This window comes from Erythrobacter crassostreae, from assembly GCF_019204045.1.
In the GTDB taxonomy this organism is placed as follows: domain Bacteria; phylum Pseudomonadota; class Alphaproteobacteria; order Sphingomonadales; family Sphingomonadaceae; genus Erythrobacter; species Erythrobacter crassostreae.
In genome coordinates this window covers 1,692,837-1,707,342 of the sequence record NZ_JAGSPC010000001.1, presented here as the reverse complement: position 1 = coordinate 1,707,342, position 14,506 = coordinate 1,692,837, and the positions used below count along the sequence as shown (strand labels likewise).

Below are 14,506 nucleotides of genomic sequence, written 5' to 3'. Positions count from 1 at the left end.
GTTTGTGATAGCGTGCCTCATAAAGCGGACATCAACCGCTTAGGAGACGCGCCATGGCCAGATTAGAGTCGGCACCGGAACAGACTGTGAATTTTGCCACCGCCTTTGAAACGGTGGGCGAACACTTCTTGAAAGTCATATATTTTGACGGTGGCCGCTATCTGATCGCAGCGGGCGTGCTGACGATATTCCTGCTGGTCTTCAACACATGGGCGACCAACCGCCGCATTCAACGCAAACGCAAGGCAGGCGCGGCCGACTATCGCCGAGAGGTTCTATCGTCCGGGCGCACCATTCTGGTCTTTGCGGTGACAACGCTTGCAACACTGATCGGGCGCGAGATGGGCGTGATCAACTTTCACCTCGATGATCCAGCGCTGCTGACAATTGCATGGCAGTTCGCGTTGATGGTGCTGGTTCACGATGCCTATTTCTACTGGCTCCACCGCGGCATGCATTCCAAGGCGTTGTTCAAGGCAACGCATATGCATCACCACAAATCGCGCACGCCAACGCCGTGGACCGCCTATAGCTTTGCCAGCACCGAAGCCTTCCTAGAGGCGGCCTATGTACCGCTGTTCCTGCTAGTCACCAGCCAATTCGGCTTGGCCTACGCTGGGTATGCTATCCTGTTTTTCCTGTGGCATCAGATCATCCGCAATGTGATGGCGCATGCGGGCAGCGAGCTGTTCCCCGCAGGCTGGGTCGATAATCCACTCACCAGTTGGATCAGCACCACAACGCACCATGATCTGCACCACTCATCCGGCCACAATTACGGGTTCTACTTCACCTGGTGGGACAAGATGATGGGCACGGAGCATCCGCGTTACAAAGAAGAGTTCCGCAAGAACGCCAAACCGCTGATTATGTTTGGCCGTCCTGCGAAACCCGCCGACACCCCCGCGCCCGAAAGCGCGTAACCCCCGCAATTCCAGTCCCCAGCGGCCAGCGCACTCCTCGCGCAGGCCAGCGGCAGCCTTTTGGCGCTCCGGATTGGTGCGTCATCGGGCTGCCGCATTTGCTTTACACAGCATCCCTTATCGTGCTGTAGCAATTGGCACGGCGCAGGCTGCGACAAAGCGGCGCTGTGGTGGAAATAATCAAACGGAGAGCCAAGCGGGTGACCAAAATCCTCGGACTGTTGCGTCACGCCAAATCCGATTGGGATGACATTGCCCAGCGTGATTTTGACCGCGGGTTGAATGATCGCGGCCGCCGCGGCTCCACGCTTATTGGCAATCACATCCGCGACCACGGGATCAAATGGGATCAATTGATCGCGAGCCCGGCCATTCGCGTGTCTGCCACACTAGAAGATGCGCTGCCTGAACTGGAGCCGATCTATGACAAACGGCTCTATCTCGCAGCATCTGACACCATTCTTGAAACGGTTCAGGAACACGCGGCAAATGCACAGATTGAACCGGACACGGTCTTAATCTCCGGCCATAATCCCGGCCTGCAGGAAGTCATTCTAGAACTGGTTTCACCCGCGCACGAGAATGACCTGTTCAAAGAGGCATCGATCAAGTTCCCGACGGCGGCTTTTGCTGTGTTGGAATGCAACATCGATAGTTGGGCAGATCTGAAGAATTACTGCGCCAAAATCGTGCATTTTGCCCGTCCGCGCGATCTTGACCCGGAACTCGGGCCAGAATTTTAGTCCACGATCAACTGACGCGGTCCGGGGCCTTTTGCGGCCAGATGATCGTTATCGTTGTAGATCGCGCATTTCTTCAGGCTCAAGCACCCACAACCGATACACCCGTCCAGCGCGTCGCGTGTGCGCTGTAGCTCAGCGATTTTTGCATCAAGAACGCCGCGAATGCCCTTGCTGATGCTTTGCCAATCCCGCGCTGTTGGAGTGCGCCCGTGCGGAAGCTTCGCAAACTCAGCCTCGATCTCACCAAGTGTCAGGCCGAGCTGCTGCGCAATCCGGATAAAGCTGACGCGGCGAATATCAGAGCGTAGAAAGCGCCGCTGATTGCCGCCGGTTCGTACAGGCTCCACCAGCTTCTTATCCTCATAGAACCGGATGGCGGACACCGACAAACCGGTGCGGCGCGCCATTTCTCCGATCGGGATCAGGTCGGTTTTGCGAAGTGTGCCAGTCATCAATTCCGCCTTTGCGATTATCTCTTGACCTCAAGTTAGGTTGAGATTGCACAATGCTCAAGTCTGCTGATTCGGATCAGCTCTTTTGAAGGAATGAAACGATGCTCAAAGGCTTTCTTGAACATGCCAATATTTCAGTCACCGACCCGGAGCGCAGCGCGGAATTGTTCAAACAAATGCTCGGTTGGGGTGAGCGCTGGCGCGGGCCAAGTCAGAAATACGGGTGGAGCCTTCATGTCGGCGATCAAAAAAATGGCCAGACCTACCTCGCGCTTTACACCGGCGATCATGTGAAAGGTGACTATTCCAAAGGACAGCCGCTCAATCACATCGCCTTCGTCGTCAACGATCTCGACGCGGCCGAACAGGTTGTCATTGCATCGGGCCTCAAACCATTTGGCCACGACGATTACGACCCTGGCAAACGGTTCTACTTCTTCGATTGGGATGGGATCGAGTTTGAAATCGTCTGCTACGATGAGTCGGCATCATGAACGAAATTATGCCGCGTGAGCCGATGTTTGCACCCTTGCCAAAATGCGCGAAGCGGAAACGTTACAGCAAGCTTTTCTGTATCGCTTTGCCCTTAACCCAAGGCTGGTCTGTCCGGTTGATTGTCAGCTCGCCAGCCCAAGGCATACAAAAAGAGCGCGCCTTGTCCGGTGTGCCAGAGACCCAACCCTTGTAGTCCTCTGGTTTCAGCAGCACCGGCATCCGGCGGTGCACGTCCTGAGCCGCCGATCCGGCGCTGTCTGTCATCACCATGGAATAGCAAAGCCCGAACTCGTCGCTTACCCGCCAAACGCCCGCACAGGCGAACAATTCGGTATCCGGCTGCGACAGCCAAGTGCGCGTCATCGCGCCCTTTTGCCCCTGCGCTTCGGCCCAGCCGGTGAGCGGGATCAGGCAGCGGCGTTCCTCAAACGAATGGCGCCAGAAAAAACTGCCCAGCTTATCCGTGCGGCAATTGTTGACCGGTTTGGGCTTCAATGGCTGGCCGCTCTTGCCCTTCATCACCAGCGGGAAGCCCCACGTCATTTGCTTCAGCTCACCGCCAGCAACGACCAGCCCGGGATAGCCGGGATATATCTCCTCACCGAAATTTGCGCCGCCCTGCGCCTCTACCGCATCAAACCATTTGGCGACTTCGTCGGTGCCCTTGGTCATCCGGTAAAGATTGCACATCAGGCGTTTCCGACCACGAAACAAGCCGCCGCCATAAGCGCTCCTGCCCAGCGATTGGAACGGAACCGTTCCAGCGGGTTGGCAGGGTCTTCGGGGTCAAGCGTGGAGACCTGCCATAGCAGATGCAGAGCAACGGGAAGCAGCGCGGCAAGCGCAAGCCAATCGGGACGGTAGAGCCAAATGCCCAGCCCCCACAGACCAATCGTCGCGGAGTAAAATGCGCCGACCCCGGCGTGAACTTTTTCGCCCATGCGCAAAGCGGAGGATTTGATCCCGACCAGCGCATCATCCTCGCGGTCTTGGAGGGCGTAAATCGTATCGAAGCCGATGACCCAGCAGATGCAGCCAGCATAGATGCAAGCGAGCACATCCCAATTGTCCCAGCGCAATTGCGTCCAACCGACCAGCACGCCCCAATTGAACACCATGCCCAGCCACGCCTGCGGCCACCACGTAATGCGCTTCATAAACGGATAGGCGGCGACCATGGCGAGGCTGGCCAGAGCAACAATCTGCGCCTCCAGTCTGAGTTGCAACAACACGACCAGCCCGGCGAGGCACAGCGCAAACAGCCATCCCCATGCGAGCTTCTTGGAAATGCGCCCACTCGCAACCGGACGAGCCGCGGTCCGCGCGACTTTCTTATCAAGGTCGGCATCGACAATATCGTTATAAACGCACCCCGCCCCGCGCATCGCAATCGCGCCGAGGAGCAGCCAACCCAGCAGCGGCAATTGCCATCCCGCGCCCGTCAGCCAAACGCCAAAGACGCAGGGCCAAAACAGCAGCCACCAACCGATAGGCCGGTCAAACCGCGCAAGCTGCGCAAGATCACGCGGCAATTGCGGCAGGCGCTCAACCAGCCCGCGGTGCTCTGTGTCAGGTACGATCTGTTCGGTCACGCCGAGGCCTCAGCCTGTTTTGCCGCACGCCAGCCAAGCAAGGCCAGCACCAACATTGTGACGTTACCCGCGAAATCGAGCATCCCGATCGACGTCAGCACCGGCTCAACATAGTGGAAATGGTAGTTAAACCAGAAGAACGGCAACAACGCCGCTGCGAACACGAGAAACGCGCACGCGTGCCATTCCAGCACCAGCGCCATAATACCGAACAGCACCGCTTGAGAACCAAAACACGCCATGGTGAAAGTCGTCAGGTACGCGCTGTCGCGGTATTCCGGTGTCACGGCCAATTCGATCACGCTGGCAGGCGCAAACAGCGCCCATCCGCCAAGCAGCAGGAACACCGCCGCGATCCCGTATTGTGCCATTTTCGCTGTCATGGCTTGCTCTCTAGCGTCCGCCGCGCCTAGGGGAAAGCCCATGCCAGCCACACCTTCTTGGCCGCCTCGAAGCGCCCCGCGTCTGTTCGTCGAAGACGAACTCGCCGAAGGCCGAACCTTTGCGCTTGATGGCGGGCACGCGCACTATCTTGGCAAAGTCATGCGGGTTCGGACAGGCGATGCTGTGATCCTGTGCGACAATATCACAGGCGAATGGGCCGCTCGCGTCGGGCAAGTGGACAAACGCCGCGTTGATGTGACCTTGGTCCAGCGCTTGCGTGAACGTGAAAGCGTGCCCGACCTGTGGCTCTGCCCCGCACTCCTCAAAAAAGACCGGTTTGATATGGTGCTTGAGAAGGCAACCGAGCTGGGCACCGCACGCATACAGCCGGTTATTACGCGCCGATGTGTCGCGGATAAGCTGAACCTTGATCGCGCCCGCACGCTCACGACCGAGGCGGCCGAACAATGTGCACGGACCGCGCTTCCCGAAATAATCGAGCCGCAAAAGCTCGATGCGATGCTGCGGGATTGGCCAGCGGAACGCGTATTGTTCTTTGCAGACGAGATGGGCGGAGAGCCGGTTGCCGATGCATTCTGCTACCACGAAGGCCCCGCCGCTATCCTGATCGGGCCCGAAGGCGGCTTTGACGACGGCGAACGCGAGGCAATCCGCGCTCATCCATTGGCCAAACCTATATCGCTCGGCCCGCGCATTTTGCGCGGCGAAACCGCAGCCATCGCGGCGCTCTCCGTCTGGATGGCTGAGGCCGGTGACTGGCTAGACCCGATTGATGACGAAGAATGACTTCGTGGATCGAAAGTCAGTTTACACTTCCCACAAGGGAATCGGTTTTCTAGGGCAACTGACAAGACAGAAAGGTGCCCTCCCCTAATGAGCACAAGAGAGACATCCGACGGCCCAGAACCCGTGATCGAAGGTATCGAGCAATTGATCGCCCCGATGGCCGGCGGGGAGAAGCCCGCCTCTGATTGGCGCATCGGCACCGAGCACGAGAAATTCGTCTATAAACGCGATGATCGCCGGGCGCCTTCTTATGACGAGCCTTGCGGCATTCGCGATATTCTGGGCGAGCTTCAGGAGTATGGCTGGCAGCCGGTCGAGGAGAACGGCAACGTAATCGCACTCAAAGGCGATGATGGCGCAGTCAGCCTCGAGCCTGCGGGCCAGCTCGAACTCTCCGGAGCGCCGCTCGAAAACCTGCACCAGACATGCGCGGAAACGGGTCGTCATCTGGAGCAAGTGAAAGCCATCGGCGAACGCTGCGGTGTCGGATATCTCGGCCTTGGCATGTGGCCGGACAAGACCCGCGAAGAACTGCCGATTATGCCTAAAGGGCGATATGACATCATGCTGAAGCATATGCCCACGGTCGGCAATCTGGGCCTCGATATGATGCTGCGGACCTGCACCATTCAGGTCAATCTCGACTATTCATCCGAAGCCGACATGGTGAAGAAATTCCGCGTCGGTCTCGCGCTGCAACCGCTCGCAACGGCGCTGTTTGCGAACTCGCCTTTCACTGAGGGCAAGCCCAATGGCTACCTCTCCTATCGCAGCCACATCTGGTCAGACACCGACGCGCACCGCACCGGCATGCTGCCATTCGTTTTCGAAGATGGCTTCGGATATGAACGCTGGGCGGAATATATGCTCGATGTGCCGATGTACTTCGTCTTTCGCGATGGCAAATACATTGATGCAGCGGGCCTGAGCTTCCGTGATTTTATGGACGGCAAGCTGTCCGTGCTTCCCGGCGAACGCCCCACGGCAAGCGATTGGTGGGATCATCTCTCCACCGCGTTTCCCGAAGTGCGCCTTAAGAGCTTCCTTGAAATGCGCGGTGCCGATGGCGGGCCGTGGAGCCGCATCTGCGCTCTTCCCGCGTTCTGGGTTGGCCTGATGTACGATCAAGGCGCGCTTGATGCAGCTTGGGATCTGGTCAAGGATTGGAGCATGGAAGAGCGCGAGCGGCTTCGCACTGAAGTCCCTCGCTTGGGCCTCGACACCAAACTACCCGGCGGCACAGGAACCATGCAGGACCTTGGCCGCGAAGTTCTGGCGATTGCGCATAAAGGCCTCGCCGCGCGCGGCCGATTGAATGCCAGCGGTGACAACGAAACGGGCTATCTCGAAACGCTCGATGAAATCGTTAGCACAGGGAAAGTGCCCGCACAGCGCCTGCTTGATGCCTATCACGGCGAATGGAACGGCGACGTTTCGCGGGTGTACAAATACTCGTTCTAAGGGAGATAGCGGAATGTTGATCGTAGTCGGCAAAGCGAAGCTCGGCGCAGGCGCCCTTGATACAGGCCGCGATGCCCTGACCACGATGATCGAAGCATCGCGCGCAGAAGAAGGCTGCATTGATTATTCCTACGCGACCGACATCCTTGATCCATCAACGATGCACATCATCGAAAAGTGGGTCGATGAAGCCGCTTTGGTCGCGCATTTGCAAACGCCCCATATGGCCGCTTTCCAAAAAGCGCTCGGCGATCTGGACGTGAAAATCATCGAAGTGATGAAGTTCCAAGCTGACGATGGCGCGCCATTGATGTGACCGCGAAACAGGCGGCGGTTTTGTGTCAGAAACGCTGCCGATTGTATCGCTTTGTCGCACACAGGCTTTTCTGACTGCTCGTTAATCTGGCCGACACGCCGACCGTGTCTTTTGTCCGTATCCGCAACGGATATGGAGGGATTTGCGTGACAATCAGGCTAACCGGGCGCGCCGGATCAACCGCACTTGCGCTCACTTTGATGACAACACTTGCCGCTTGCGGTGAAGGCGGATCAACCACCCCGAATACCACAACCGTAACAGCCACTCCCACGCCAACCCCTACCCCGACAGATTCCACCGCTCAGGCGAACGCCGTGGTTCAGCAGTTCCTGAACATTGATCTGGCGAACCTTGAGAATTACGCGAACCCTATGCTGCCAGCGTATTACGACAACACTGTCGAGGCGATCGACAACACACCGGCTGGTGACCCCGTCACCGATCCGATCGCGACCTTGGGCCGCGTGCTGTTTTACGACGCGTCCTTGAGCGTGAACGACACCACCAGCTGCTCGACATGCCACCAGCAAAGCATCGGCTTTGACGATGACGAGCGCCTGTCCACCGGATTTCAAGGCGGGTTAACCGGCGCACATGCGATGCGGCTCGGCAATATCCGCTATTATGCTCCCGGCGAAATGTTCTGGGATCGGCGCGCAGACGACGTTGAGGATCAAGCAACACAGCCGATCCTCGATGCGAACGAGATGGGCTGGTCGGACAATGGCGGGATCGCTGCGCTCATCACAAAGATGGAAGGCCTCGCCTACTATCCCACATTGTTTGAGTTCGTGTTTGGTGACGGTGCTATCACTGAAGCGCGGATTGAACGCTCGCTTGCCCAGTTTCAACGCGCGATGATTTCCTCAGACAGCCGCTGGGATCAAGCATACGCGCAGGTCTTTGCCCCAGGCGCGCCGGGCCGCGCGCTCAATCAGGCATTGCCGGGCTTTACGGCGAGTGAGCAGCGCGGACGCGAACTGTTTATGACGGGCGTCAACAATGGCGGTGCGGGCTGCGCGACTTGCCACCAGCCTCCCACTTTTGCGCTCAATGCGAACAGCCGCTCGAACGGTCTGGATGCAGCCGAGACAACAGTGTTCAAATCACCATCGCTGAAGAGTGTCGGACAATCGACCTTCTTCATGCATGACGGACGCTTCACGACATTGCGGCAGGTTGTCGATCACTACAGCGACGGCGTGCAGGCAGGTCCGGCGCTGGACAATCGCTTGCAGCAAGGCGGCGTGCCAAGGCGGCTCAATCTGACGATTGATGATCGCGAAGCCTTGGTCGACTTTATGGAAACGCTTACCGATGACACGCTGGGCGCTGACACGCGGTTCGCCGATCCGTTTATTCGATAGGTTTACTCAGCGGGTTCGGGTGCGGCACCATTTGTCGCCCCACCCCGCCGGTCTATCCGGCCAAGCATCCGGCGTTTGAGGCGCGCGAGCGGCGCTGTGATTGAGCCGTTATGCTCCATCCAGTCGTAATACTCGCGGTATTTCGGGTCTTCGGCCAGCATGTGCGCCTCTTCTGTGCGCGCGCGCCAGTAATAGATCGCGTTCACAACCAACAGGAAGAAACAGTTGCGGATGGCCTCTGTTAGCGAGCCGCTGGTGACCAGAAATGGCAGGTGCAGGCACCACCAATAGAGGTTCTTCGACAGATAGGCAGGATGCCGCGTGTAGCGATACGGGCCGTTCGTCAAAACGCCGCGATAGGTCAGGTTGGAGAAACGGATGCCGAACGCGACTGTCGCCCAGGCATAAGCCGCTGTGAGTGCAACGAGCCACGCGCCCCACATCCATAGCAAGGTTTCATTGTCCGCCATCCAATAGTCCCACTTGGCGGTATCGCGCTCATAGCTGACAAGCTGACTGTTGTTCCCGATAATGCCCCAGACAAATGGCGGATAGCAGATCAGCGCCGCCAACCAGCCGCTCAAGAATGGATTGCCAGATCGGATATGCGCATCGAGCGGGCGCAGGGTGAAAAGATAGCCAACCGTGCCCACCAGCACGTCGATCATAAACAGCAGCGTGATGAGCAGCACCGCGAGCTCTATCGGATTGCTCGTAATCACCGATGGGTCAGCTTCGACGACAAAGGCAAAGCCGCCCGGCAGGATTGAGATCATGAAGGCTCCGAAAAAACCCTTAATCAGCCATGCACGCCAGTGTTTTTTGATGGCATCAGTGTCCCACTCTTCCTGCCCGATCAGCATCGCACCGAAATGCCAGCTCGCATCCTTGGGTTCGATCATGAACCGGTCGAGCCAGATGATGTAGGGAACCGCGAGCACCACCATTGGGATCACAGCCATGGACAAGACTTCCATCGCGAACAGATACGAACCGTCCCAATACCAGCGGCACAGGCCGTAAAGGCCTGCCAGCACGGCATAAGTGGCCCAGATACCGGCGATCTTCACCGTGGAAACCGGTAAGACATCTGCGACACTGCGTTTCAGCTTCCAGTCTATCCCCGTCGAAGGGCGCAGGTGGACGCGGTCTACAAGAATTGACCAGACTGCCATCGGCCCGGCGATAAACACCAGCGCAGCAAGCGCGGCATAGGGACCGGACAGAACCCCGCGGTCAGGCGAGAAAGCACCTGTGAATCCAAAGGTTTCCGAAATCAGCGGGAAAGCACGGCAGAACGCGATCCATCCGAACAGGCCAAGCAATCCGGCAAGGCCTACGCCTGCAGAAACGTCGCTTTTTGGCGGCTCGCTTTTCAAGGCGGCTGCGCTCGGTTGGGAATTCGCGCTCATGACCGGATGGCCATAGAGCAAAAGGGTTAACAGCCAGCTTGCGAAAAGGCCGCGTCTATTCGCGGGACAGGCGCGGCGGAAAGATTAAACCGCACGCGGCCTGCCCTATCGGATCAACGCCAGGCGTGAATCGTGCCGCCATCGTCGAGAATGTAGAGATGCCCGTCAGCAACCACGGGGGGCAAGCTGACAGGATCATCGATCTCTGCGAACAGCTGCGAAGACCCTTCACCTGCGCTTACGCGCCAGATTTCACCGCGCGAGCTGGCCGCCCACAGATGGTTTCCGGCAAGCACTGGGCCTGTCCAGAAAATCGGGTTCTTCTTCTTTTCAACATTGCGGAACGGCTGTAGTTGGGTGATCCAGCGCACACGGCCGCTCGAACGGGCAATCGCCAACATCCGCGCGTCATCGGTCAGCGTAAATATCCATTCACCTGCAATCGCCGGGGTGGAGATGCCTGCAAGGTTGAGCTCCCAGATACGCTGACCAGTGACCAGCTCATAGGCAGCCATCCGTCCGCCCTGACCCAAGGCATAAACACGGCCGGAATCGATGATCGGATCAGCGTCAATATCGGTAAGCGAGCTCACCTGTGTCGAAATATTGGTCCGCGCAAGCGCATCGGCCCAGAGGGTTCGGCCATTCTCATAACGATAGGCGTTCAGTTCACCGCTGGAATAACCGGCAATCACGGTGCCTTGCCCTGCAGCCGGTGCCGCAACGCCGAAAACGCCCGACTGCGCGGTCGAACCCGATTCATCCCAAACCAGTTCGCCATCGGACGCCTGAAGAGAAATAATCTGGTTATCCTGTGACATCACGAAGATTTGGCCAAAAGCGATTGTCGGCGATCCGCGCAGCGGGCCAGCCGGTTTCACTTTCCAGATCTCTTCGCCATTCTCCGCGCGCAATGCCTTCACTTCGCCCGCGCCGTTGGTTGCGTAGAGAATGCCGTTGTCAAAGCTTACACCGCCGCCAAATGCGGATGGGCGCATATCGTCTTCCATGACTGCGTCTGTGCGCCACATGATCGCACCGGTCCGCTTGTCAAAAGCATGGATCGCGCCGTCGGAACCAACTGCAAAAAGCTTGTCACCGCCAATGACCGGAGCCGCAGCGAGCCGCGTGCTGTTGCTGGCGCCGGCAATGCTGGCTTTCCATGCAGGGGCCGGATTTTCGGCCAAGGCAAGGTGCCCGTAAGCTTTGCTGGCTGAGCCGCCAACCTGCGCCCATTCGGCGTTGTTGCGGGCTGGCGGAAGCACCACGCTTATGCTGGCAAGCGCAGGGTCAACTGCCGCGCCGCTTTCGATCCGCGAAAGGATCGGCATGCGTTCGCCGACGGTCGGAGTGGTTTTGCCGTCCCCGGCGCAGCCTGTCAGCACAGCCGCCATCGCGCCTGCGATCATCGCTGTTCGAATTGAGGAGTGCTGTTTCATTTTATGTCCGTCCAAATTGAATTCACGACCGCCGTTCGGGCGGTTTATTGCGGCTGCTCGACCTATTGTGGTTGCTCAACTAGGCCCGCTTCCGGATCGATACCCTGATCCTCCAGCAGCTTGTCTACATCTTCGACCGCATCAATGCCCAGCAGGCCAGCCATTTGACGGGCACGGGCGCGCAGTGTTTCTGGCAACTCTTCATCCTTGGCAATCTCGCCAAACAGGGTGCCTGCAGCATCGCGGTCGCCTGCTTCAAGATGCGCAATCGCTGTCAATTCGCCAGCGCTGCCAAAAAACGCGTTTCCGGGCACAGCCAAATCTTTAAGCTTGGCGATAATATCGGCTGGCTCGCGGTCATCAAAATTGGTCGCAACTTCGCGCACGCGGGCAAGATCGCGTAACGCAGGGGGAGCATTATCGTCCGCCGCAATCGTACCGTACAGTTCGACAGCTTTTGCCATTTCGCCTTGTTCCAATGCAGCCGCAGCTTGCATAAAGCGGGCCGCCGTACGCGCGCCGTCATTGTCGGATGTTGTCAGCTCGGCAACGGTGGCATCCGCACCGGCAAAATCACCGGCTTCCGATTGATCAAGCGCCTGAACCAGCGTTTCCGACTGTGCTTCAAGCCCGCCTTCGCGGTAATTATCCCATACCAGATACCCGCCAAATGCAGCCAGAACCAGCGCCAGCGCCGAACCAAGCATAACGCCGTATTTCTCGAAAAACTGCGTTGCATCATCCTGCCGCACAGCTTCGTCAATTTCGCGCATAAGGATTTCATCCTCTGGCGAGGCGTCCTCTACGTTTACTGACGGGGTTTTGTTTGATCCAGAAGTCGGTTTGAGCGCCACGGAGCTCTATTCCTCATGTCATTTCAGTGTTCGCGGGCGTCTTTAGGCGGGCCAGCGATCTTCCGCAATGGCGCGCGCGCATGCGGGGCTTTGCTCTCCCCGTCTCGATTGCATCAGATTTGCGCCAGAACTGCCGTTCCCAAGTTGAATGGCGGGTTAAGCAGGTAAACCAAGCACGCTATTATGAAGCAGCCAACCTGCCGGACAGCGCCGCAGAATAGACATCGCGATATCGCTGGACCATTTTTGAAACGTCGAACAGGTCCCGCGCCTTGTCACGGTTCTGCGATCCGATTTCCGCGCGTAATGCGGGGTTTTCGACCAATTCGCAGATCATCGTTGCGAGGGCATCAACATCGTTTGGCACAGCGATAAAGTCGCGGTTTTTCTCCGCTACGATCGATTTCACATCACCCACGTCTGGCGCGGCGACCGGCAATCCAGCGGCCATCGCCTCAACCACAGAAAGCGGGAATTGTTCAGATTTCGAAGAAAGCGCGAAGATATCGAACAAGCCGACTACCGATGAAGGAACATCGATAGCTCCAGTCAAATGGACGCGGTGGCTGATATCGTGCTGCACGGCAGCTTCCTGAATCGCATCACGCTCGGGCCCCTCGCCGATGATCACCAGATGCCAGTTTTCGGGCATATCGCTTACCGCTTCGACCAGCATGGGCAGCTGTTTAACCGCCCTCAGGCCAGCGACCGTGCCGATCCAGCGTTCTCCGTCGCGCTTTACCAGCCGCAAGTTCTTTGCGTTCGGTTTTTTGGCGAAGGCTTTCGTGTCGATTCCATTGGGAATGCGGACAATGCGCTGGCGCGGTTGTTTCCAAGCGTCCAGCGCAATCTTTTCCAGTGTATCGCTTGGCACGATCAGAGAATGCGCGCGGCCAAGCGCTATCCGGCGGTACCAATTGCGCGTCCATTTTAGCTGGTGCGCTTCGTCTTCGTTAAATCCGTCCTCGTGATGGATCAGAGGCGGGAGATTGAATTGCTGCGCGAACACGGTGTGCGCCATCACCACATCCATCGCGCCCCAATTGTATGTCAGGACCAAATCATAATCCTTCAACGCCTGAGCAATTCCGACCAATCGGCCCGGCGTCGGGCGCCCGGTGAGAGACGGAAAATTATCGGGGTAACCAACGAGAGCGCGTTTGCGATCGATCAGCGAGCGCGCACCCATTTGATCCGGCATGGCCGAAACGATGTGGTGGGTCATCTCTTTGCCAAAAGCGTTGATCAACTTGGCGCAGCGCACCTCTTTGCCGCCTGCCGAGAATGTCGAGTGGCAGTGCAGAACTTTCGGAGTATCAGCCATCAGACGCTCGCCAGCAATTCATCAATCGCCGCGCGTGCCTCCGGCTCGTCCAACGTCGGAGCATGGCCGACCCGCGGCACGGTGACGACCTTCATCGCCGGATTGCGTTCGACCATTTTGGCAACAGTTTCCGGCGTCAGCAGGTCGGAGAGTTCTCCGCGCAGCAGCACCATTGGCACATCGCGCAACGCGTCATAGGCAGGCCACAAATCGGGCGGCGCGGCATTGCCGGGAACCTTGAACGGTTCCGCGATTGCCATATCGTAATCATAGCTGATCCGGCCATTCTGGCTGACGACTAACGTGCGCTTCGCCATTTCGAGCCATTGATCGAGGTCGAAATCAGGAAAAGCGCCGCTGTGAACCTCCGACAGCGACCGTGCGGCGTGGATCCATGTTGGATAGCTTCCGCCCTGCCCGACATATGTCCCGATCCGCTCGACACCGGCCATATTCACTTCTGGCCCGATGTCATTGATCGCGAATGCAAGGATGCGTCCAGGCTTTGCCGGTGCCATCAGCATCGTCATCAAACCGCCCATCGACGTGCCGATCGAGATAAATTGCTCAATCCCTTCTTCGGAAAGCAGTTTTTCCAGGTCAGCGACATATTGCAGCGGATTGTAAGTGTCGGATGACGGCGCGTAGTCGCTCATCCCCCTGCCGCGCATTTCCGGCACAATGACCCGGCGGGTCTGGCACAGATGATCGGCTAGATCAGCGAAATCGCGCGCATTGCGGGTCAGGCCGTGCAGGCACAGCACTGGCGGGCCGTCATAACCTTTTGGCCCGACATAATCGCGATAATGCAGGTTCAACCCGTCTTCGCTGGTCCACGAGCGGTCTTCGTAATTGGATGCCATGTCCGGCAGATATCCTTCACAGATTTGTCTGGTCCACGCGCTTGCGCACGCTTCCACTTACGCCCACTATC

General features: G+C 58.0%; 16 protein-coding genes. 7 read left to right on the top strand and 9 right to left on the bottom strand.

Annotation, left to right across the window (positions count from 1 at the left end):
• Positions 1-53 precede the first annotated feature (53 nt).
• Positions 54-923, top strand: coding sequence for a sterol desaturase family protein (locus tag KCG46_RS08360; RefSeq protein ID WP_218404796.1), 870 nt, complete (start codon positions 54-56; stop codon positions 921-923).
• Positions 924-1,123: 200 nt separating this feature from the next.
• Positions 1,124-1,666, top strand: coding sequence for a SixA phosphatase family protein (locus KCG46_RS08355; protein ID WP_218404795.1), 543 nt, complete (start codon positions 1,124-1,126; stop codon positions 1,664-1,666).
• Here the strand turns inward: KCG46_RS08355 and soxR are convergent.
• Positions 1,663-2,118, bottom strand: coding sequence for a redox-sensitive transcriptional activator SoxR (gene soxR, locus KCG46_RS08350; protein WP_218404794.1), 456 nt, complete (start codon positions 2,116-2,118; stop codon positions 1,663-1,665). The two genes, KCG46_RS08355 and soxR, sit on opposite strands and share 4 nt — an antisense overlap.
• Before the next feature lie 101 nt (positions 2,119-2,219).
• On the opposite strand from soxR, the gene KCG46_RS08345 reads away from it, so the two are divergent.
• Complete coding sequence (locus KCG46_RS08345; RefSeq protein ID WP_218404793.1) at positions 2,220-2,612, top strand: VOC family protein; 393 nt, start codon at positions 2,220-2,222, stop codon at positions 2,610-2,612.
• A 61-nt stretch (positions 2,613-2,673) separates the two neighbouring features.
• Here KCG46_RS08345 and KCG46_RS08340 read toward each other — a convergent pair whose 3' ends face one another.
• Genes KCG46_RS08340 through KCG46_RS08330 form a run of 3 tightly spaced genes read right to left on the bottom strand, consistent with a single transcriptional unit; the run spans position 2,674 to position 4,588 of the window.
• Positions 2,674-3,303 carry an SOS response-associated peptidase gene (locus tag KCG46_RS08340; RefSeq protein ID WP_218404792.1) on the bottom strand — a complete coding sequence of 210 codons (630 nt, stop codon included), beginning with the start codon at positions 3,301-3,303 and terminating at the stop codon, positions 2,674-2,676.
• Complete coding sequence (gene ubiA, locus KCG46_RS08335) at positions 3,303-4,205, bottom strand: 4-hydroxybenzoate octaprenyltransferase (RefSeq protein WP_218404791.1); 903 nt, start codon at positions 4,203-4,205, stop codon at positions 3,303-3,305. The genes KCG46_RS08340 and ubiA overlap by 1 nt, the downstream gene beginning before the upstream one ends.
• Positions 4,202-4,588 (bottom strand): hypothetical protein, encoded by a 387-nt coding sequence (locus KCG46_RS08330; RefSeq protein WP_218404790.1) that lies wholly within the window; start codon positions 4,586-4,588, stop codon positions 4,202-4,204. Before KCG46_RS08330 ends, ubiA begins: the two co-directional genes overlap by 4 nt.
• A 40-nt stretch (positions 4,589-4,628) precedes the next feature.
• On the opposite strand from KCG46_RS08330, the gene KCG46_RS08325 reads away from it, so the two are divergent.
• The 4 genes from KCG46_RS08325 to KCG46_RS08310 all read left to right on the top strand — a co-directional run bounded on the left by KCG46_RS08325 (position 4,629) and on the right by KCG46_RS08310 (position 8,543).
• On the top strand, positions 4,629-5,396 hold the full coding sequence (locus KCG46_RS08325) for a 16S rRNA (uracil(1498)-N(3))-methyltransferase (protein WP_218404789.1): 768 nt from the start codon (positions 4,629-4,631) through the stop codon (positions 5,394-5,396).
• Between the two features lie 87 nt (positions 5,397-5,483).
• Positions 5,484-6,857 carry a glutamate--cysteine ligase gene (locus KCG46_RS08320; RefSeq protein ID WP_218404788.1) on the top strand — a complete coding sequence of 458 codons (1,374 nt, stop codon included), beginning with the start codon at positions 5,484-5,486 and terminating at the stop codon, positions 6,855-6,857.
• 13 nt (positions 6,858-6,870) lie between these two features.
• Entirely contained in the window at positions 6,871-7,173 is a 303-nt protein-coding gene (locus KCG46_RS08315; RefSeq protein ID WP_218404787.1) for a putative quinol monooxygenase, read from the top strand.
• Between the two features lie 146 nt (positions 7,174-7,319).
• Positions 7,320-8,543, top strand: a complete 1,224-nt coding sequence (locus KCG46_RS08310) for a cytochrome-c peroxidase (RefSeq protein ID WP_218404786.1) — start codon at positions 7,320-7,322, stop codon at positions 8,541-8,543.
• Positions 8,544-8,545: 2 nt separating this feature from the next.
• On the opposite strand, the gene KCG46_RS08305 is transcribed toward KCG46_RS08310, so the two are convergent.
• The 5 genes from KCG46_RS08305 to KCG46_RS08285 all read right to left on the bottom strand — a co-directional run bounded on the left by KCG46_RS08305 (position 8,546) and on the right by KCG46_RS08285 (position 14,435).
• On the bottom strand, positions 8,546-9,955 hold the full coding sequence (locus tag KCG46_RS08305) for a methyltransferase family protein (RefSeq protein ID WP_218404785.1): 1,410 nt from the start codon (positions 9,953-9,955) through the stop codon (positions 8,546-8,548).
• 113 nt (positions 9,956-10,068) lie between these two features.
• Positions 10,069-11,394 (bottom strand): outer membrane protein assembly factor BamB family protein, encoded by a 1,326-nt coding sequence (locus KCG46_RS08300; RefSeq protein WP_218404784.1) that lies wholly within the window; start codon positions 11,392-11,394, stop codon positions 10,069-10,071.
• Positions 11,395-11,456: 62 nt separating this feature from the next.
• On the bottom strand, positions 11,457-12,248 hold the full coding sequence (locus KCG46_RS08295; RefSeq protein ID WP_369410180.1) for a tetratricopeptide repeat protein: 792 nt from the start codon (positions 12,246-12,248) through the stop codon (positions 11,457-11,459).
• A 181-nt stretch (positions 12,249-12,429) separates the two neighbouring features.
• On the bottom strand, positions 12,430-13,572 hold the full coding sequence (locus KCG46_RS08290; RefSeq protein ID WP_218404783.1) for a glycosyltransferase family 4 protein: 1,143 nt from the start codon (positions 13,570-13,572) through the stop codon (positions 12,430-12,432).
• Positions 13,572-14,435, bottom strand: coding sequence for an alpha/beta fold hydrolase (locus tag KCG46_RS08285; protein WP_218404782.1), 864 nt, complete (start codon positions 14,433-14,435; stop codon positions 13,572-13,574). The genes KCG46_RS08290 and KCG46_RS08285 overlap by 1 nt, the downstream gene beginning before the upstream one ends.
• Positions 14,436-14,506: the final 71 nt, after the last annotated feature.

Coding starts and splice junctions, on each gene's coding strand:
- KCG46_RS08360 (WP_218404796.1), top strand. CDS start 54: ATGGCCAGATTAGAGTCGGCACCGGAACAGACTGTGAATTTTGCCACC.
- soxR (WP_218404794.1), bottom strand. CDS start 2,118: ATGACTGGCACACTTCGCAAAACCGACCTGATCCCGATCGGAGAAATG.
- KCG46_RS08345 (WP_218404793.1), top strand. CDS start 2,220: ATGCTCAAAGGCTTTCTTGAACATGCCAATATTTCAGTCACCGACCCG.
- KCG46_RS08340 (WP_218404792.1), bottom strand. CDS start 3,303: ATGTGCAATCTTTACCGGATGACCAAGGGCACCGACGAAGTCGCCAAA.
- KCG46_RS08330 (WP_218404790.1), bottom strand. CDS start 4,588: ATGACAGCGAAAATGGCACAATACGGGATCGCGGCGGTGTTCCTGCTG.
- KCG46_RS08325 (WP_218404789.1), top strand. CDS start 4,629: ATGCCAGCCACACCTTCTTGGCCGCCTCGAAGCGCCCCGCGTCTGTTC.
- KCG46_RS08320 (WP_218404788.1), top strand. CDS start 5,484: ATGAGCACAAGAGAGACATCCGACGGCCCAGAACCCGTGATCGAAGGT.
- KCG46_RS08315 (WP_218404787.1), top strand. CDS start 6,871: ATGTTGATCGTAGTCGGCAAAGCGAAGCTCGGCGCAGGCGCCCTTGAT.
- KCG46_RS08305 (WP_218404785.1), bottom strand. CDS start 9,955: ATGAGCGCGAATTCCCAACCGAGCGCAGCCGCCTTGAAAAGCGAGCCG.
- KCG46_RS08300 (WP_218404784.1), bottom strand. CDS start 11,394: ATGAAACAGCACTCCTCAATTCGAACAGCGATGATCGCAGGCGCGATG.
- KCG46_RS08290 (WP_218404783.1), bottom strand. CDS start 13,572: ATGGCTGATACTCCGAAAGTTCTGCACTGCCACTCGACATTCTCGGCA.
- KCG46_RS08285 (WP_218404782.1), bottom strand. CDS start 14,435: ATGGCATCCAATTACGAAGACCGCTCGTGGACCAGCGAAGACGGGTTG.